The organism is Sphingobium sp. TKS (assembly GCF_001563265.1).
In the GTDB taxonomy this organism is placed as follows: Bacteria; Pseudomonadota; Alphaproteobacteria; order Sphingomonadales; family Sphingomonadaceae; genus Sphingobium.
In genome coordinates this window covers 65,493-83,405 of sequence record NZ_CP005085.1, presented here as the reverse complement: position 1 = coordinate 83,405, position 17,913 = coordinate 65,493, and the positions used below count along the sequence as shown (strand labels likewise).

Here is a 17,913-nt window from a genome sequence, read left to right as displayed (position 1 = left end):
CTTCTACTCCGCGGCCAGGGGAGACGAGCCCGCTTGCGGATCGTTCGACCATTTTTCAGGATTTTGCGGAAAGGCGACGCGCTCTATCGCCTGTTCCATGCCTAGACCCCGTGCGACCAGATCCTCGATCGCCGCAAAGGTCGCTGGACTGGACGAGAAGAGAGCCGCTGAAAAAGGATCAAGGACCAGTCGGCCGACAGCAAGAGTTTCCGGCCCCTTGATCATGACATCGGAATATTCAAAGCCGTTGCGTTTCAACGAGCGCAGCAAAGCGTCTGTATAATCGTCCATCTCGAAACGGTCGTGCTTCTTGAAGTCTGCGATCGTTTCCGCCTTCTGCTGCAGAATCACGAACCAGTCGCTATTTTCGAGCGCGGCGATCGATCCTGCCGACTTGTAATAATCGTTCAACGACTGGGTCGCCGTGACGAGCGCAGCGCCATATTTGCGGCAGGTGCGCGCATAGGTCTCGATGAAGTCGGCCATAGCTCCACCGCGCAGCATCTGCCACGCTTCATCGAGCAGCAGCGCCTTGGGCACGGCCCGGTCGACCCTGCGCATCATCTGCTGCGAGAGGAACATGATCGCGGTCAGGACCACGCTGCGCAGTTCCTCGCGCGCGGAGAGATCCGAGAGCTCGAAGACCGTGAGGCCGGCCGAGAGCTCAAACGACACCTCACCCCTGAAGAATCGCCCATATGTGCCTCGCGTGGAAAAGGGCAGCATCGCGATCCCGAGGTCTGCCGCCATCTGGTTGCCGGTCTCCTCGAGCGCCGCGATGACATCGTCGATCGAGCCGGCGCGGCCTTTTTCCTCCCAGACGCGGTTGACCGCGCCGTCGATCAGCCCGCGCTCGGTGTCATTGAGCCTGTCGATATGCCGCGCCATCTGATTGACGATGGCTTTGAGCATCGCCATGCAGTCGAGCAGATAATCCTCGTCCCGCCCCGCTTGCTCCGCGTCGATCATGCTGAAGGGGTTGAGGCAGAAACCCGAGGACATGGTGAACTCGACAAAGGCGCCGCCCTGGAGCTTGACCGAATGCTCGAAGGAGCGCCCGTCGTCGATCACCACGACCTGGGCCCCCGCGCCGCACAGCGAGGCACACAGCTCCTGGAGCGCCACGGACTTGCCCGAGCCTGATTTTCCGAACACCGCGACATTGTGGTTGCCCGCACTGTTTTCAAACGGGCTCCAGAAGAAAGGCTGCCCCCGGCGGCCGATCAGCAGCAGATGCGGGATCGGGCCGCCCAGATATTCGCCCTGGAGCGGCGCCAGATTGGCCGCCGTTGTCGTCAGCATGGTGCGCATGCGCTTCATGCGCTCCAGGTCCTTCGACAGGCCATTGGCCATGGTCATGGGCATGGCGCAGAGCAGTCCCATGATCTGGAGATAGCGATCGGCGAGCAGGTCCCAGCCCGCGGCCCGGTAGACAGATTTCAGCGCACGCTCATGGGCATCGCCTTTGCCCAGAGGCGAGAAGGCGGTCACCGAATGGAAGACACGCACGAGCTTGCGCCCCTGCTTCATCTCGTCGTTTACATGCCGCCATTCCCGGCTTTGCTCCTTGAGCTGGGGCAGGAACCGGGCCGATTTGCTGTCGGCAAGGCTCGTGGTTCGCATATATTTGAAGCCCGCCTTGCTGCTCGCGGCCTCCGCATCGGGAAAGTCGATGCAAAGATTGGTCGAGACCGGACAGGGCATGCGCAGCTTGTCGGCGAACATGTCGCCTATCAGCCGGGCCATGTCCCAGGGCGCCCAGCGCTCGGGAAGATTGCGCACCGAAAAGGACCGGATCTCAAAACGGTCGGGATGAATATCGCCAATCTCCGGCGTGCCGTCGATCTCGCGGCCCGTGGGTCGGAAACGCTCGGTCCGCAGCAACAACCGGCCTGCCTCGACGCGCAGCTCCATGTCGCGGCGGATCGCCTGGTCAGCGATGCTGTCAAACGCGCTGTAGCTCACCGCGTCGTCCCCGGGCGCGGTCGTCGGCGAGGTGATGTCATCGATCCAGGCGATAAGCGCCTGCGGGTCCATTGCGCGGGCGCCGACATTGATCGAGGCCAGCGCGGAAATGAGGCCGTCCCTCACCGTCATGATCTCCTCATTGGAGACGCGTGAACTCTCGGGCGTCGAATAGGAGAGTGCGACCCGATGGTTGCGCAGCGAGAAGGGCGCGTCAGCCGATAGCGAGGACCAGACACCATCGGTCATGTGGGCGACGCGGTGCTTGGCGATGCGCTCATAGATGCCCCGCGCCAGATAACGCGGCACATACCATCGCGAGAGAAGCTCGCTCACGCGCGGACTCATCCACTGGTGGATCTGGAGGCAGCCGGGCGTAGGAATTGCCTCGGAGAGCAGTTGGGCGAGGATTTCGCCGCTGCGTTCGTCGGCGCCGATCATGGGCGCCGCCTCAAGCACGAAACCGCGCGAGGCGCTGTTGTAGAAAATGCCACTTGCCGGGTCGTAGCTGCGATAGGGAAGCCAATGCGCCAGCATCGGCACGCCAAGCTCCGGCCGCTTCGCCTCAGCCTGCTTCAGATCGCCCAGAAGCCTGCCGAGGAACCCATCGAACATCGCGCTCGCACCCATCTCAGTCCTCCCCTGGAATGCTGGCGGGAAAATCAGGAGCGCGCAGCGTGACCGGGCGGGACGCGGACCGCTCCAGGCTCGTCGGCGGCGGCAAGGTCCGGGGGTTATCCGCCCCCGACGGGGCAGACCGGACGGGCACGTCCACCGCCTCGGATCGCTGACCTGCCGCGAAAGTGGCCGCGGCGTCCGGCTTGGCCCCAGGCACAGCGCCGTCCTTCTCTCGTTCCGCCAATCGGGCGAGGCGGCGCGCCACGTCCGCCTTGATCCGCGCCACCGGATCTGCGGCGCGCGCGCGGGCGGCGGCGACTGCATCAGGATCGGGCAGCTGCCGATCGGCTCCATCCGGCACATCGGGCGGCCCCGGCATCAGCGGCGCAGCGCTCAGCGCATTGCGCAGCGGGAACGGCCCAGGCGAAGCCGCGCGCCATTCGCCGTCCGCCACGACCGCATGGATGGCGCTCGCCTCGTGCAGCCGGCCCTGCTCGTCGACATGGGCAGGAAAGATGATCCGCAGCACTCGCTCGCCCGTCCGCCGTGCGCTCCCGCTGCCAGTCCCGTCTCCCGTGCCCGCAAGGATACGGCCGGGCGGCCTCGCCCGCCTTGTTCCTCCCTCGAAGATGCCAGAGGCGGGTATTGCGGAGGGATCGTCGGTGATCATCGCAAGGGCGCGGTCATCGATCACCGAGCTTGGCGCGCAGATGCCATCAGGCGCGGAGCAGGTGAAGCTGCCCTTCACGTTGCTTCCAAGGCCCGCGCAGGCGCCCAGCGATGCGAGAGCGGGCAGGCAGACCGCGAGGGCGGGTCGCCGTGGGGACCTGCCCGGCAGGAACCGGCTCACGACCGGCTCTCCTTGAGCCATTTTTCGAGGACCGCGCGCGGACGATAGCCTTCCAGGACCGCGCCATCGCCGCGGACGATGACAGGCGTACCGTTAAGGCCGTGCTCGCGCGCGAACGCCTCATTGGCATCTAGGCCGGACGTATCGCAGTCAGGCGTCTCCTTGAGAGGCTCGCCCGCATAGGCGGCATGTAGAGCCCGCTCGCGGTTTTTCGCGCAATAGACCCGATCGGCCAGCGCGCGGCTGCCCAGCACCGAAATCGGCCGCTCGACCACCTGGACGTTCATTTCTCGCAGGACTTTGGAGAGAGCGCGGCAATAGCCACAGCGAAAATCCGAAAAGACGGTGATGCGCGGACCCTTGCGGTTTCCCCAGATAATTGCGCCATCCTCGCCAAGCTTTGCGAGCGATAGCGAGCGAGCGCCCTGCCCACTGGCGGCCGCTGCCTTTCCCGCCGATGCAAGGCCGGGCTGTCCAGCGTGCGAGCGGGTGGCGCCTGCCGCGGCGTTTGCCGAGGCGGCGGCGCCCACCAGCATGTCCGGGTTCATCTCGAGAAGCCGGGCAGCCGTCAGGTCCTGCCGGGTCTGCATGTCATAGACGCGACCGATAACGAGAAAGCGGGCGCCCGGATCGACGTAGAAAAGGTTGGCGCCCGCGACGATCTCACAAAGGCCCCTGATCTTCGTGCAATCCACCGCGTCCACGGGGGTCCTGGGAAGACGTGCCCGCAACGCCGCGCGCACCGTCTCGTCGGGCACGTGCACATCGGCGGCAAGCGCCAGGCTTGCAAGGCCGACAGCGCCCGCCGCCGCGATCAGGAACCGGAACCGGCGCACGGAGCGCCCAACTTGGCGCAGCAGATCAGTTGCGGACATAGACCCCCTCCAGGAAGACGATTTCGACATCGATGCCGGTCGGCATCTCGATCACGGGCTGATATTGCTCGGCCCGCTCGATCAGATATTTGGAGACCATGTCTCCCGTCTGAGCGACGCCCTCGCCCAGACCACCTTCAAGGATATCCGAGGTGGAAAGCTTGTCGCGCTTGCCGCCGGTACTGATCGTGGCCCCCTGAAAGACGCTGTTCGCATTGGCGGAGAACCCGCGGCCAAAGCCGCCCGCCAGCCCGGCGAGGAACGCCTGCGTCACCAGCGACCCCTCCCGCGAGACGACCCGGCCGCGCACGCCGGTCTTGCCTCCGAACGCGATGAACCCCTTCACCTCGGACACCGCGTAGCGGCCGCCGGGCTGCGGACAGGTCATCTTCTGGAGCTTGACATAGACCTTTTCGCTCGAGAGATCGCCGCGCGCCGCGCCGTTGACGAGGCAACCCTGGATGCGGGTGGTGAGGAGCCTGCCATTGGCGAAGACAGACCTCGCCGGCCCGGTAACCCGCAGGACAACCGGAAGCGGATCGGATTGGCTGCCTACCCCCGCGCTCGCATCGACGCCAACGATGACGCGGGCGCGAGCGAAGCTGTTCGGCGGCAGATAATTGGGGCTGTCGGTGTAGACCGTGTTTCCCTTGGCCGCCCTGGTGGCCGTCCCGCCCTCGCCGCCGGCAAAGCTCACCATCTTCACTTCGCTTGGCCGCAGCAGCGCTGCCGGCCCTGCAGACGGTGAATTGTTCGGCCCATCGGGCGGGAGGGCGCGCCTGTCCTGCGCTGCGGGCGCCTGCGGTCCACGATCTGCAATCCGGCGCCTGAGCTGCTCATTTTCCGCCTGGTAGGCGCTCAATACCCGCTGGCCATCTGCCTGCATGGCCTGGTTCTGGCCCTTGAGAGCCTCGAGCTGCGCTGCCAGCGCATCGAGACGCTGCTGCTGTCCGCCGACCGCCTTGAGCTGATTTTCCTGCCGCTCGAACTGTTGCTCGGAAAGCGCCATCCATTCCTGCTGCGAGAGGTTGCGATTGACCAGATCCCTCGTCGAAACCGTGACGTCGCTCTTTTCGTCTGTTTGCGGATCAGCCTCTGGCTCATCGCCGCTGAAGATCCAGAAGCATGAAAGGGCAAGGCCAACGGCCGCCGCGCTTGCAAGAAGCATCCGCTGCCGGCGACGGACCTGCTCATTGGCGGCGAGATCAGGGGCGAGAGGAGAAACGCCCGCATCGTCGCCAGGCTCAGGCGTCTGGCGGCGGGTTTTGAACAGATCGGCGATGCGCATCATGGCCTCCCGCTGCGCGAAACAAGATAGGCGGTTGTCGCCTTGCCTGGGCCGAGACGGGGCTCTGCGATCGAAACCGCGAGCGCATCGGAGGGCGCGATCGTCCCTTCATCGAGCTCGACCGGATCGCCGCTGCGGTTTTCAATGCGCAGGATCTTCCCGCTAAGGTCAGCGCCGCGATATTCCGCAATCATCCGCACCGTGAGATCGCCCACCTGCACAGACCGCAGCGAGCGCTGCCGCATCTCGTAGCCAGCGGCCGTGTGGCCGCCCGCCATCGCCTCGATCAACGCTACCGCCGCATCCTGCGGCGCGGCAACCGGCCCGGTCCTCTCCTCGACAGCACTCTCGATCTCGGGATTGGAGACGAACACCTGCTCTGCCTGGTCACCGCCGATCCTGCACAGGAACTTGTAGACATAGCCGCGCTTGCTCGTGCCGAAGAAGGACAGGGCCGTCTTGCCATATCCGTCCGGCACGGAAAGATAGATGTCTCCGCGCACCGGTTCGTTGACCACCGAGAAATCATCGCCCGGATTGCCCGTGGCAATCTTCGAGACGCTGGCAAAGCCATCATCCACAAGGCTGATCCGGGTGAGATCCTTCGCGGAGGCGTGACAATCCACCTGCGCGCTGTCCGATGCCATGATGGTCTGGTCGGCAAGGGCCGGCGCGCTTTCAAGGACGAACACAAGGGCAAGAAGGCAGGCGCCGACCATTCGGCTCGCGGTGCAATGAACGCGCGTGAGAAAGGCAAGGCCGGTCACAACGCCGGCAAGAAGAGCGATGGACATCATGGATCCTTCCCGTCGGACTTCTCGACGATACCAAAGCCAACCAGCTTCAGGCTGAGCCCGGAATATTCCCAGTCGTAGCGGAAGGTCCGGCGCTGCCTGGAGACAAGCTTGCTGCCTACGACCGTGTTCAGGTCCCCCGTCACCTCCGAGCGGAGCTTGCCGGTGTCCAGCGACATCGACTGGATCGTGAAGAATTGCGATACGGAGGATCCACGCTGCTCCTCGACGATCTTCAGAAGATCGGCCTTGATGGCGCCCTGCACCCGGGGCGCTGTGATATCGAGAACGGCGTCGAGCCAATATTCCAGATTTTGCGGGCTGCGATTGAGCGTCAGCAGGACGACATCGCGAGTGATCATCTCGAGATAGTCGCGCGAAACGCCTGAGGAGCTGATGGCAAGCGGTGAACGCAGCACCGGCTGCAGCACGATCTCGCGATCGCGGGTACCAAGGCAGAAAAGCAGGACAAGGCTGAGGGCTGCGAGCAGAGCAGCCATTATCCCGAACAGGTTTCGTTGTCTTATAACCCGCTGGTGATGGGAATGCTGGTAGGACAGGTCCATGTCAGCCCGCCATCAGTCGGAGGTAGGAGGGTGGCGTGGCCTGCAGGCCGGTAAAACCGGACGGCAGATGCCAGTAGGCAAGGTGCAGAAACCAAGATCCCGCGCGTCCTGCCTTTGCTTTCCGCAGACCCCACCAGCCTGCCGCGGCGAGCGCCATGCCAATGAGGATATGCTGAAACAGGATGCCCCAGACGAATGGAAGAACCATCGCCAGGAACTCATCGAGCGTCCACAACCCGATCAGCTCAGGATCGTCCAGATGAGCCGGAATCATGTATCTGTCCTGCGCCATATCACCACCCTCCCCCTGGCCAGACTGGAGCAACACGCGCGCCAGCCTCGCCAGGAAAGCTTCAGATCACGGCCGTCACGGTCGAGGTCACGATCGGTATGCCGGTGCCGGCGCCGACACCCACGCCCACCGGAATGGCGATCTGGCCGAGCGAGAAGCGGCCCGAGGCAAGGCCCACGATCCCACCGACAAGCGACAGGATGGTGATGATGCGGCCGCCCGATCCCTCGAGAAAGCCGGTGAAGGTGGTTTCAGCCGTATCGAATGTCGCATCGGCGCCGGCAAAGGCCGGGCCTGCGAACAGGAAAAGGGCAAAGGCGACCAGGAGCATGGCGAAGACTGCCGCCTCCACGCGCCCGGCTGAGTTGAGGAGAGAATGCATCGGATTTTCCTTCGGTGAGCGACGCAATCAATCTGCGCCTGGTGAAAGGATGTTCCATAGTTAACGAAGGATTCAAGCTCCGATCGTAGCCATATGTCGGTATTTACCTGTTGTATTAGATAATATCGCTTCAAACTAAGTCTTCGTCCCTGAAGAAGGGACTCGTTTGATAGTTTAGGGACAATCTGTTCCCGCAATGGTGGATGCTGATCCTTATCACCGGGACAGATCGTGACGCCATATAATTATTGATTCGTTTTCCTTTCGACTCGCAGTGACTTGGATGTATCTGCCGTATCTTTGGGAAACGCACGCGGGCGTGAGCGACAAAACTTGCAGGTAGGAGGCTTGCCCGATGGCAGCGCTCGCCAGTGCGGACCCCCCCCACGATCAAAAGCCCCTCGGGTGGGGCAAAGCGCCCTATTTTTCAGGCAATGCGACCATGTGGTCATTCTCTGCTGCCCGGCTAAGAAGGCGCTCTGACACGGCACTTTTGGGTATCAAGGATTGGCAAGTTTTCATTCATTGTGAAGCAAATATTCGCATAAGGCCTTGTCGTGATGGAAAATCTCTGATCAACTCCCCTTGTCATGAACGAATAAACAGGGAGGGGCGCTATGACGCGACTTGTGAAGTCGGCTGCCGATTCTGACGGCGTTGACGATGCTGACGATCAGGAATTGCGTGCCTGCATCAGCTTCATACTGGAAATTATTGACGGCAGGAAGCTCACGCTACGGGCACTTTCCCTCGCCTGCGGCATCAACAAAAGTCGTCTTGGACGGATCCTTCATCGCAACCCCCTCCAGCGCAGGGCGCCGCAATTAACCGAGATACACCGGATTTTCAGGGCCCTGGGGATCAGCCTGATCGAGGCCTCGGTCAATGTGGAGGCAAGGCTCTGCGAGGAGCCGGAGCACCGTCCCCTCTTCAAGCTCCTGGCGCGCTTCTATGTCGACCTTCCCCGGTCGATCATGCAGGCAATCAAGGAGATACACGGCGTGGACGGATCTTTTTTCAAGGAAGAATGGTCCCAAAGCCTGACGGCGGGCGTGACAAAGAAGATGATGGACACCGTCCTTTCCATGCTCGCCCGCCGCAATTCCTTCATGGAACTCTGAGCGACGCGGCCAGGCCAGTGGCCGCGGCCACCATCTACCGCCTCAGAAGATCATGATATTGGCCCGCCTGCTTGCAGGTTCCCGCGCAGGAGAGCGCGCGGGTCCCGCAAGAGGGGCAGGCCTGCTCACCAGACCCTCGAGCCGGTTCCAGTTCGCAAGAATATCGGCGACATAGCGCCGCGTCTCGGCAATGGGCGGCATCTCTGCGTTGCGGATCCGCCCCGGCCCGGCATTATAGGCGGCAAGGGCAAGTGGATAATGGCCAAAGCGGTCAAGCTGGGCGCGCAGATATTTCGCGCCCCCGAGAAGATTCTGGACCACATCATAACGATCGACGCCCAGTTCGGCGGCGGTTTGCGGCATCAGTTGAGCAAGGCCGAAGGCATTTTTGGGCGACACCGCACGCGGGCGGTATGCGCTTTCCTGCATGATCAGCGCGTCGAAAAGTCCCACGGGAATGCCAAATTTGCATGCCATGGCGTGCATGGCGTCAAAATGGGCGGCTCGCCGCTCTTCGGCAGCCGCACTCAGGAAGCCTGCCGGCCGATAGGCGGCTGGCGCACAGTCAGGAAGGGAAATGTCGGCCTGGAATCCTCCAGGCTGCATCCACCCCGGAATCGGCATGGCGGCGATTTCATGGCTTTGCGAACTGTGATCCCGCCCCTCCCGCTCGATCGCGCGACCGCACGGCCAGCCAGTGGCGCGGGCCTCCTGCCACTTCCGCGGAGCGCGGCAGAGCCCATGGATCCGGAACCGCGAAACAGGGTCGATGCTGTCGTGGAAAGCGTCGGCTGAACCGTCGCGCTCTCCCGCCTCGACAGGAAGGCGGGCCGAACGCCCCGCCATCTGGATCAACTCCACCTTATGGCTCGGCTCCCCCGCTCCTGCCTGGGCGCAGCCCGGCCAAATCAGCAACCATAAGAACAGAATTTTCCTTCTGCGCATGAATGCTTCTCCATTCCTTTAGACTCATTTGGACATCATGCCGCAAGATCCTGTCAATCCTTTCCTTGGCCGCCCAAATGGCACCCCATTCCAGCAAAGACATCTCCAGGGTCAGTTTTCCCGAATTGACTCGGGAGCACGGCAAATGCGCGTCCGCCATGGGGCAAGGAGATGCATCGGCATCGACGAGGCTGTTCCGCCCCACATGTCCGCCCTCGACAAAGGCGGTGACATGCGCTGTCGCGCCGGCCAGCGGACCCGAAAAGATGCGCCCTCGAGCCACGAAGGGCCCCGTCATCTCGCTCTCGCATCCTTGCGCGATCGGCGGAAATGCAAACCCGGACTTATCAATCCGCGATACCGCATGCGGCTTGTCATTTCCTGTCGATCTGGTTGAATGGCTTGATGCAGCACCGCAACTCTCTTGGTTATGTGATCGGGAGCCACGGCAGGGCGATGATTGTCTGGGGCCATGATGCCCGCGAAGGACGCAAAATCTTCATCGACGAAGCCGACAGGGGCGGTGGCCAGGGCCTGTTATGCGAATGCGGCTCGCCGCTCGTAGCAAAGAAGGGTGACATCAAAGAAGCCCACTTCGCGCATGCATCCGGGCATGGTGTATCCTGCGAAGCCGCGACTAACGCGGCTGCCCTGAACTTCATAGCGGCCATTTTATTGGAGCGGCGGTCGCTTCGCATTCCTCCCGTCTTGGGCAGGGTCGGCCATGCCGAAATATTTTCGATCGCAGAGCAAAGCTTCGAAGAGCACCCCGTTCATGTGATCAATGCCCAAAAAGGCCAAAGCCTGCGTATCGTTACCCGGATCAAGCGGAAGACCATGGATCAGTTTGCTGATGCCGATCGCCTCAAAGGCATCTCGACCATTCATATCGATCTTTTTGAATATCGGAACGAAGAAGATGCGGAAATTGCGGACGCCCTTATGCGCGGTGCGCGCCGTGAATGGCTGTACTATGCCAAGCCTCTCAACAGGAGCCTACTGAACCCCCGGCAGGCAAGAGCGCCCAATATAATTGACAGGGAAGAGATCGCCAGAATCACGAAGGCGCTCGGCTTCGATTGAACGCGTCGTGAAGCCTGGACCATGATGCCCAATATCTTGGAGGGCCGAACAGTCGCAGAGCGGGACTCACGCTCGCGCGTCGCCCCGATCTCCGCCCCGCATTCTCCTCCCTGCGCCCGCACAGAGCGCGGGATTTCCCATTCCGACTGCCACTTCGCTTCACCAATAGCATTTGCATTTTGGCTCACGAGCGGCAACAAGCCCGCCATTACTTCCTCACAGGTCTTCAAACATGACAATTGACGCTCAACCGGATGTCACCGCCCTTGCCGTGCAACTGCTGAGCGCCTTTGTATCAAATAACAGCCTTGAAGCCGGAGCCTTGCCAGAGCTGATCAGAACCACCCGCGCAGCCCTCAGGCAGGACCTGATCAGCCCGGCGACAATCCCGACGGCGGAGAAGTTCACGCCGGCGGTTTCGATCCGCAAGAGCATCGCTTCGCCCGACCACATCCTCAGCCTCATCGACGGTAAGCCGTACAAGACTCTCAAGCGCCATCTTTCAGGACACGGCCTCACACCCGCGCAATATCGTGAGCGCTATAAGCTCCCGGCAGACTATCCGCTGGTGGCGGCCGGCTATTCGCAAGCGCGCCGCGCCATCGCCCGAAAACTGGGCCTTGGCCGCAAGCCCGCAGCGCTTGCGAATGCTCCCGTGCCATCCCCGACCACCGGTGCCGCCCCCGCATCGGACATCCCGGCGCGACAGCCCGGCCGCAAGCCAGCGGTCAAGAAGCCGGCGGGGTCGGCCAAGACCCTACGCAGTGCGTCGCGCAAGAACGCAGTGCCAAAGCCTGTCCTTTCGATCAGGTTCCCAAACCCATAGTAACTGTCGGCCGTATCGAGGTCTGCACCTGAGCGAGACGAACTAGCTCCGGTCGCCCAGGAGCGGGAGCGGCGTGCCACTGGCATAGATGAAATGGTAAGGCTCGGCAGCAAATCAGGCTTAGCCGTCCCCGGCAAGGCTGGGGACCATGTTGCCTGCAGCGTCATCTGGCAAAGCGCCCCGAACATCGGCGCCAGCGCTTTTCGTGGCGGACGTCGAACCCAAAGGCAGTTGATCGATTCCGGCCTGCTCTTGCTGGCATTGCGCTGCCTCGCGGATCCTCGCTGCGGAATATTTCTGCCAATTCCCCTCGCGCGCCCATGCCTCAGCGATGATATGCTCGTCGGCGCAGCTCTTGCGTTGGCCGTACATCTCTACCGATCGCCGATATTTCCGTTCCAGGATTTCAGCTTCACTCAACTTGCATCCGCAGAGCGTCAAGCATAGTGCAAACAGGATCACGCCCCTCATCCCGGCAAAGCTAGCCTTCCGTCCAAAATGAGTCCATCCGGGAAACTGATGCACGGCCCGGACACAAGCCTCCTTGCGGAGTGGCCGCAATCTTGACATGCCTGCGCCGCCGCTTGGCGCTGCCCGGCCGAAGGCAATTGAAGGAAGCGCCAGACGTCCGCTGCCAGATCAGGGCTCTCTGCGATCCGCTCCTGTTCGGTTCACTAGCACCTCAATACCGGTTCTTCACCTGCATCAATCAATCATGACATGATTTGAATGCTCGGTTCTTTCCTCATTCCACGAAATGGGTTATAAATGGGCTTATCAGAATGAAACTCATCTTGACTGATTTTCCAGTTCATGAGGATCTGCGTGGCTCGATATTTCTTCAATATGCAGTCGGAACCGGATCTCGATGGAACCGAATTCGACAGCGACAAGGATGCGAAATGCGCGGCGGTGCAATTCGCCGGATCACTCCTGGCCCACGAACCGGGCCTGATTTCGGCATCGGATAGCTGGCGCCTTGAGGTGGCTGACGAAGGCGGAACGATCATCTATGCCTTGACGGTAGCGGCGAACGACGTGCCGCCAGGGCGCCCCTCTTTCGCCACTTGAGTGACGCGCCGGCCTTGGCGCCTGACAAGAGTCAAGCTGCGCTGCGGGCAAGGGCAGGAATTCCCGGCGCCGGTCATGCAACGCCGCTCAAAGCGGATGGCGCCGGGACCCCTGAAGCGGCGCGCAAATGCGCACCGAGCCTCAGATGCTCAGCCTGAAAAGGGGTTGTCCGGCCGAGGACAAAAGCATTAGCAAGCATTGAAGGACGAGGCCAAGATTTTATTCTCGGCAGTCCAAGAAATGGGACGGCGATCGGTAGGCCAGGAACCCCTCGCGCCCGCCCTTCAGTCCATCGTTAGCCATCACGCAACAACCATGCCCCCCGGCTCGCTCGCCTGGTTGCACGGACCGGCAGCCCTGCAGGCAAGGGTCGGACAGGATCCTGGGCGCATCCAGAAAGGATCGACTACCTCTCTCCTCAAAATGCGATTTTGCCGAGACATTCTGGCGTGGTTCATGGCATGTGCACGAAGGGAGGCCAAGATTGACCGGATTCACCTTTGTACATGCTGCCGATCTTCACCTGGATAGTCCGCTCCTGGGATTAGCGGGTAAATCCGCCGATTATGCCGCGCGCGTGGAAGCAGCGTCGCGCGAAGCCTTCGACAAGCTGGTAGCCCTCGCGATCGACGAACGGTGCCGGTTCATGTTGCTGGCCGGCGACATCTTCGATGGGGATCTGCGCAACTTCCAGACCGGACTCTATTTCATGGAAGGCATGCGTCGGTTGGACGAGGCCGGAATATCGGTCTTCATGGTGCTGGGGAACCACGACGCGGGCAATCGCTTTGCTGATAAACTATCCCTGTCCGGGAATGTCCATGTCTTTCCCAAGGCCCGGGCAGCAACGCATCTCCTCGACGATGTGGGCGTCGCCATCCACGGCCGCAGTTTCCCGCGTCCTGATGTTTCAGAAGACCTTGCGCGCGAGTACCCGGCAGCAACCCAGGCGCTGTTCAACATCGGCGTGCTCCACACGGCATGCGCGGGCAGTGAGGGCCATCACGCCCGGTACGCGCCCTGCACGCGCGAACAGCTCGCCAATCATGGCTATGATTATTGGGCGCTGGGTCATGTCCACGCCCATGCCGTGCTCGGCGAACACCCGCACATCGTCTATCCCGGTAATCTCCAGGGCCGGCATCCGCGTGAAGCCGGAGCCAAGGGGGCCGTACTCGTCAAGGTCGATGAAGGCAGGGTCATCAGCCTTGAGCATCGCGCACTCGACGTGGTGCGTTGGGCCTCGATCATGGTCGACATATCGGGATTGAACGATCAGCCGGAACTTCTGGATCTCGTGCGCCACCATATCGTGCAAGAGGCCGAGCGGGCCGACGGACGGCCCATTGCCTTGCGGCTGAGTGTGACCGGCTCGACGCCGCTGCATTCCAGGCTCACTCTTGAGCGCGCTGCTTTCCGGGAGGACGTGGAAACACTGCTCGCCACGATCCCGCACGATGTGTGGCTGGAAAAGCTGACACTCGAAACGCGACATCCCGTGCAGCCCGGGGCAGTCGATCCGACCGTGGCTGGAAAGCTTGAGCAGGAGGTTACCCGCCTCAGCCAGGACAGCGGCATTGCCAGGGCTCTGGAAGCGCGGCTTGCCGAAATCCGGACGAAACTGCCCGCGAGCGCGCATGCCGATGCCTTCATCGAGCAGATGCGCGCCGAAATCCCCGAGCGCGCGGCGGCTCTTGCGCGCAGTCTTGTCAGCGAGGCCGGTCATGCGCCTGACCAAGCTTAGCCTCGAAAAATATGGCGGCTGCGCCAGCCGCGAACTCCTGATCCCGGACGCAGCAGGCCTCACGGTCGTGTTCGGCGCCAATGAGGCGGGCAAGAGCACGTGCCTCGAGGCGATCAGCGATTTCCTGTTCTCAATCCCCAGGAACACGCAGCGCGGCAGCCTGTTCGGCTATGATGGCATGCGCATCGGCGCATCGATGCTGATGGCCGACGGCAACCTGCTGACGCTCAAGCGGCGCAAGGGCAATGGCAAGACCCTCGCCGACCCTGTCGGCACCGCGCTCGATGACGCCGTGCTGGGCCCGGTCCTGGGTGCAATAACCCGGGAGCGGTTCGAAACGCTTTTCGGGCTCAACCACGAGACCTTGCGTAATGGCGGGGAACGATTGCTTCATGCTGATGGGGACATCGGGCGGCTGATCGTGGAAGCGGGGGGAGGCCTCCGGACGCTGGTATCCCGCCTCGAAGATATCGACACCGAAGCCGACAAGCTCTTTGATAGCAGGCGTTCTGCGAGCCGTGTCTTCTACCAGCAGCTGAGCGCATTCGAGGCCGCCGAGAAGACCGCGCGAAGTGCCCAACTGACCCGTGAAACCTACGAACAGACGCGCAAGGCTGCGAGTGCCGCGGGCGAAAGGCTCGACGCGCTACGCGCCGAGAGACGTGAACTCGGCATGACGACCGCCAGGCTGGAGCGCGTGCTGCGGGTCGGGCCCCATCTGCGTGCGCTCGACAATCTGACGCAGGAGTTGAAGGCCTATGACGATATCGCCTCCTTTTCGAGTGATTTCGCCGCCAGGACCAGAGCCGCTCTTGGCAGGCGGGATGAGGCAGAACAGCGGCTCAAGGGCGCGACCGACCGGGGGGGCCGCCTGAAGGCCCGGCTCGATGCGCTGGTCGTGAACGCCGAGCTCAAGGCCTCCGAACAGCGTTTGCGTGATCTTGGCGAGCGCGCCATTCACGTCAGCAAGGCCAGATCCGATCGGGCCAATCGCCAGCGTGAGATTGACGAGGGGGAGGCTCAATTATCCCTACTCCGCCGAATGCTCGACCTTGCCGCCGACGCGGACCTGGCCTTGCTCCTACCGGACCAGTCCGCTCTCGATGACGTTCTGCGCCTTGCCAATGAAATGGTGGAACGGCGTCCCGGTCTCGCTGGCGCCAGAGCACGCCTTGGCGAACTGGCAGATACACTCACGACGATCGAGGATCGTCTGCATACCGCGCGTGAAGCAGGAGTGGACGCTCCGCCCGAGACATCATCCTCCGTCTTTGCCAGCCTCGCGGCGCAGAAGGCGGCATATCAGGCACGTTGGCAGGCGCTGGAGACTGACAGCGCCGCCTTGGCGCTTCGGCTTGCCGCGCTTGGCTTCGAAACGATTGAGGCCCTGGCGAGCCTCCCCTGTCCAGACGCGGACGCCGTCCGCATGGAACAGGGAGCTCGCGACAGCCTGATCCTGCAGATCGGAGAGCAGGAGCGGTTCAAGCGCCAGGTAGAGCGCGACATTTCCGCAGCGGAAGCCGAGATCGGCGAGCTGCAGGCATCAGGGACGATCGCGAGCGACGCCTCGCTGGCCGAGGCACGCGCCCTGCGCGCCGATGCCTGGAAGCCGCTCAAGTCAGCCTTTGTAGCAGGACAGCTGCCCGATGATGCCGCTGATCGCCTGGCGTCTGCCGACCGGCTCGAGGCGGCCATCATCTCTGCCGACGAACTGGCTGATCGTCGCGCCGCGGAAGCTGAACGGGCCGCCTCGCTCACCCACGCACTGCGCCGCGGCGCGGAGGCGGGCGCCGCGGCAAAGGCGGCCGAGGTCGAAGCGGCCGCTCTTGCCGCACAGCTGGAAACGCGGCAGACCGCCTGGTCGAACAGTTTCGCGCAAGTGGTGGCCATGCGTCCTGAACTCGCATCGTTGCTGCAATTCGCCCAGGCGCGGCAACAGGTGCTGGACGAATCCGAGCGCATGCGCGCTTCGTCAGCTGCGCTGGCGATCGACCAAGCCCAGCTTGCACCCACCGTTGAGCTACTTGAACGGGTGGAACAAAGCCGCAAGCTCGACCCCTCGCCGTCGTTCGCGGCTCGGGTCAGCGCGGTGCAAAGCGCGATTTCACGGCACGAACAGGCGCATGCCGACTATACCCGGGACATGCGCGATCGGGAAGAACTCTTACGACAGCACAGACAGGTCGAGGCAGAGTTGCGGCTCCTGTCAGACGCGCAGGACGCCTCGATGGCGGCATGGCCGGCCGCCACTGCTGCGCTGGGGCTCAAACCGGATATTCTGCCGGGCGATGCCCTTAATGCGGTCACGGAATGGGTTGGCGCACGCGGCCTGCTGTCAGCCATTGGTCAGTCCCGCCACCGGCTGCAGCGCATGGACGAGGACGAAGCGAACCTTGCGGCAGATGTCAGCAGCCTCGCGACGGAGCTCGCGATCGAGGTCAGCGAAGACTGCGTTGTTGCAGCCCAGATGCTGCTTGCGCGGTTTGAGGCCAATGCCACCGTCCAGACCCAATATGATGGGTTGTTGCCCGAATATGAGGAAGCCAAGGTCGAAGCCGACCAGGCGCAGGAAGCCCTTGGCGCTGCCATGGAAGTACTCGCCGCGCTCGCCGCGTCGGCGAAGCTCGATGCCGGTAATGTTGGCGCGATGCTGGAAGTGGCGTCAAGGTGCGAAGCGCGCGCCAGATTGTGCGAGCAGATTGCCCTGGCGGAGCGCACTGCCATTGATGTGGGCGACCAACTCGAGATCGGCGCCCTGCGCGCGGAATGGGCCGAACGGGACCTTGATGACGTTCGGGCAGAAATCAACGAACAAAAATCGCGTGCTTTGGAGGTCGAGAGCGACATTGAGGCAACTATCCTTGCCGAGAAAGCGGCACAGGACGATCTGGCTGCCTATTTAAGCCAGGGCGAGGTCAACCACGCGGTGGCCGAACGCGAGGCGGCGGCGGCCCAGATGCACCTCGCCCTCGAACGCTATCTGGAACTGTCGGTGGCGCGCGAGCTGGTGACCTCGGCCATGGCGACGATCCGGGCCGAGCAGCAAGATCCCCTCATTCAGCGGGCAGGCGAGCTGTTTGGGGCAACTACGCTGGGGGAATTTGCCGGCATCGAGACCGATATTGACGACAAGGGCCTCCCTGTGGTTGTCGGGCGGCGAGCCAATGGCGGTCTCGCTCCGGTAGCCGCCATGAGCGACGGGACGCGCGACCAGCTTTTCCTCGCGTTCCGACTGGCCAGCCTTGAAAATTACGGCGGCGCGACGGAGCCCCTGCCCTTCATAGCCGACGACATTCTCGTGCATTTCGATGATGAGCGCAGCCGGTCCACCCTCGATCTGCTAGCCCAGTTCGGCAAAACCAACCAGGTCCTGCTATTCACGCACCATCGCAGCGTTCGGTCGCTTGCAGAACCGCTGGCAGCACACGGGCTCGCCAACATCATCGACCTCGACAGGGCTGCGTGAATCAAGCGTCCGAATGTCGGTCTGATA

At 62.6% G+C, this 17,913-nt stretch carries 15 protein-coding genes; 6 read left to right on the top strand and 9 right to left on the bottom strand.

Features of this window, described 5'->3' with window-relative positions:
- Positions 1–3: 3 nt before the first annotated feature.
- From traC to K426_RS25605, 8 genes are all read right to left on the bottom strand, one after another.
- On the bottom strand, positions 4–2,595 hold the full coding sequence (traC, locus tag K426_RS25640) for a type IV secretion system protein TraC (RefSeq protein WP_046765073.1): 2,592 nt from the start codon (positions 2,593–2,595) through the stop codon (positions 4–6).
- A 1-nt stretch (position 2,596) separates the two neighbouring features.
- Positions 2,597–3,433 carry a hypothetical protein gene (locus tag K426_RS25635; protein ID WP_052757483.1) on the bottom strand — a complete coding sequence of 279 codons (837 nt, stop codon included), beginning with the start codon at positions 3,431–3,433 and terminating at the stop codon, positions 2,597–2,599.
- Complete coding sequence (locus K426_RS25630; RefSeq protein ID WP_046765074.1) at positions 3,430–4,308, bottom strand: DsbC family protein; 879 nt, start codon at positions 4,306–4,308, stop codon at positions 3,430–3,432. The genes K426_RS25635 and K426_RS25630 overlap by 4 nt, the downstream gene beginning before the upstream one ends.
- Positions 4,295–5,596, bottom strand: coding sequence for a TrbI/VirB10 family protein (locus tag K426_RS25625; protein WP_046765075.1), 1,302 nt, complete (start codon positions 5,594–5,596; stop codon positions 4,295–4,297). The genes K426_RS25630 and K426_RS25625 overlap by 14 nt, the downstream gene beginning before the upstream one ends.
- The gene (locus K426_RS25620) at positions 5,596–6,390 is read right to left on the bottom strand and encodes a type-F conjugative transfer system secretin TraK (protein WP_145907806.1); all 795 of its coding nucleotides are present in this window, start codon (positions 6,388–6,390) and stop codon (positions 5,596–5,598) included. The genes K426_RS25625 and K426_RS25620 overlap by 1 nt, the downstream gene beginning before the upstream one ends.
- On the bottom strand, positions 6,390–6,956 hold the full coding sequence (locus K426_RS25615; RefSeq protein ID WP_066564064.1) for a type IV conjugative transfer system protein TraE: 567 nt from the start codon (positions 6,954–6,956) through the stop codon (positions 6,390–6,392). The genes K426_RS25620 and K426_RS25615 overlap by 1 nt, the downstream gene beginning before the upstream one ends.
- A gap of 1 nt (position 6,957) precedes the next feature.
- Positions 6,958–7,248 (bottom strand): type IV conjugative transfer system protein TraL, encoded by a 291-nt coding sequence (gene traL / locus K426_RS25610; protein WP_066564062.1) that lies wholly within the window; start codon positions 7,246–7,248, stop codon positions 6,958–6,960.
- A 61-nt stretch (positions 7,249–7,309) separates the two neighbouring features.
- Positions 7,310–7,630 carry a hypothetical protein gene (locus K426_RS25605; RefSeq protein ID WP_066564060.1) on the bottom strand — a complete coding sequence of 107 codons (321 nt, stop codon included), beginning with the start codon at positions 7,628–7,630 and terminating at the stop codon, positions 7,310–7,312.
- 617 nt (positions 7,631–8,247) lie between these two features.
- On the opposite strand from K426_RS25605, the gene K426_RS25600 reads away from it, so the two are divergent.
- A complete protein-coding gene (locus tag K426_RS25600) occupies positions 8,248–8,751 on the top strand; it encodes a hypothetical protein (RefSeq protein WP_066564052.1) in 504 nt (167 codons plus the stop codon).
- Positions 8,752–8,793: 42 nt separating this feature from the next.
- Here the strand turns inward: K426_RS25600 and K426_RS31560 are convergent, their stop codons facing one another.
- Positions 8,794–9,696 (bottom strand): lytic transglycosylase domain-containing protein, encoded by a 903-nt coding sequence (locus K426_RS31560; protein ID WP_145907764.1) that lies wholly within the window; start codon positions 9,694–9,696, stop codon positions 8,794–8,796.
- A gap of 330 nt (positions 9,697–10,026) precedes the next feature.
- Here K426_RS31560 and K426_RS25585 point away from each other — a divergent pair, with 330 nt between their 5' ends.
- The 5 genes from K426_RS25585 to K426_RS25560 all read left to right on the top strand — a co-directional run bounded on the left by K426_RS25585 (position 10,027) and on the right by K426_RS25560 (position 17,886).
- Positions 10,027–10,779 carry a hypothetical protein gene (locus tag K426_RS25585; RefSeq protein WP_066564044.1) on the top strand — a complete coding sequence of 251 codons (753 nt, stop codon included), beginning with the start codon at positions 10,027–10,029 and terminating at the stop codon, positions 10,777–10,779.
- Positions 10,780–11,011: 232 nt separating this feature from the next.
- A complete protein-coding gene (locus tag K426_RS25580) occupies positions 11,012–11,605 on the top strand; it encodes a MucR family transcriptional regulator (protein ID WP_082749202.1) in 594 nt (197 codons plus the stop codon).
- Positions 11,606–12,430: 825 nt separating this feature from the next.
- A complete protein-coding gene (locus K426_RS25570) occupies positions 12,431–12,676 on the top strand; it encodes a DUF6894 family protein (RefSeq protein WP_145907761.1) in 246 nt (81 codons plus the stop codon).
- A gap of 484 nt (positions 12,677–13,160) precedes the next feature.
- Positions 13,161–14,420, top strand: a complete 1,260-nt coding sequence (locus tag K426_RS25565) for a metallophosphoesterase family protein (RefSeq protein ID WP_021244665.1) — start codon at positions 13,161–13,163, stop codon at positions 14,418–14,420.
- Positions 14,401–17,886, top strand: a complete 3,486-nt coding sequence (locus K426_RS25560; RefSeq protein ID WP_021244666.1) for an ATP-binding protein — start codon at positions 14,401–14,403, stop codon at positions 17,884–17,886. Before K426_RS25565 ends, K426_RS25560 begins: the two co-directional genes overlap by 20 nt.
- Positions 17,887–17,913: the final 27 nt, after the last annotated feature.

What these genes read in the sequence shown, in the direction of transcription:
- K426_RS25600 (WP_066564052.1), top strand. Translation starts at nt 8,248, where the DNA reads ATGACGCGACTTGTGAAGTCGGCTGCCGATTCTGACGGCGTTGACGAT.
- K426_RS25625 (WP_046765075.1), bottom strand. Translation starts at nt 5,596, where the DNA reads ATGCGCATCGCCGATCTGTTCAAAACCCGCCGCCAGACGCCTGAGCCT.
- traC (WP_046765073.1), bottom strand. Translation starts at nt 2,595, where the DNA reads ATGGGTGCGAGCGCGATGTTCGATGGGTTCCTCGGCAGGCTTCTGGGC.
- K426_RS25620 (WP_145907806.1), bottom strand. Translation starts at nt 6,390, where the DNA reads ATGTCCATCGCTCTTCTTGCCGGCGTTGTGACCGGCCTTGCCTTTCTC.
- K426_RS31560 (WP_145907764.1), bottom strand. Translation starts at nt 9,696, where the DNA reads ATGCGCAGAAGGAAAATTCTGTTCTTATGGTTGCTGATTTGGCCGGGC.
- K426_RS25580 (WP_082749202.1), top strand. Translation starts at nt 11,012, where the DNA reads ATGACAATTGACGCTCAACCGGATGTCACCGCCCTTGCCGTGCAACTG.
- K426_RS25560 (WP_021244666.1), top strand. Translation starts at nt 14,401, where the DNA reads ATGCGCCTGACCAAGCTTAGCCTCGAAAAATATGGCGGCTGCGCCAGC.
- K426_RS25615 (WP_066564064.1), bottom strand. Translation starts at nt 6,956, where the DNA reads ATGGACCTGTCCTACCAGCATTCCCATCACCAGCGGGTTATAAGACAA.
- K426_RS25585 (WP_066564044.1), top strand. Translation starts at nt 10,027, where the DNA reads ATGCAAACCCGGACTTATCAATCCGCGATACCGCATGCGGCTTGTCAT.
- K426_RS25630 (WP_046765074.1), bottom strand. Translation starts at nt 4,308, where the DNA reads ATGTCCGCAACTGATCTGCTGCGCCAAGTTGGGCGCTCCGTGCGCCGG.
- traL (WP_066564062.1), bottom strand. Translation starts at nt 7,248, where the DNA reads ATGGCGCAGGACAGATACATGATTCCGGCTCATCTGGACGATCCTGAG.
- K426_RS25605 (WP_066564060.1), bottom strand. Translation starts at nt 7,630, where the DNA reads ATGCATTCTCTCCTCAACTCAGCCGGGCGCGTGGAGGCGGCAGTCTTC.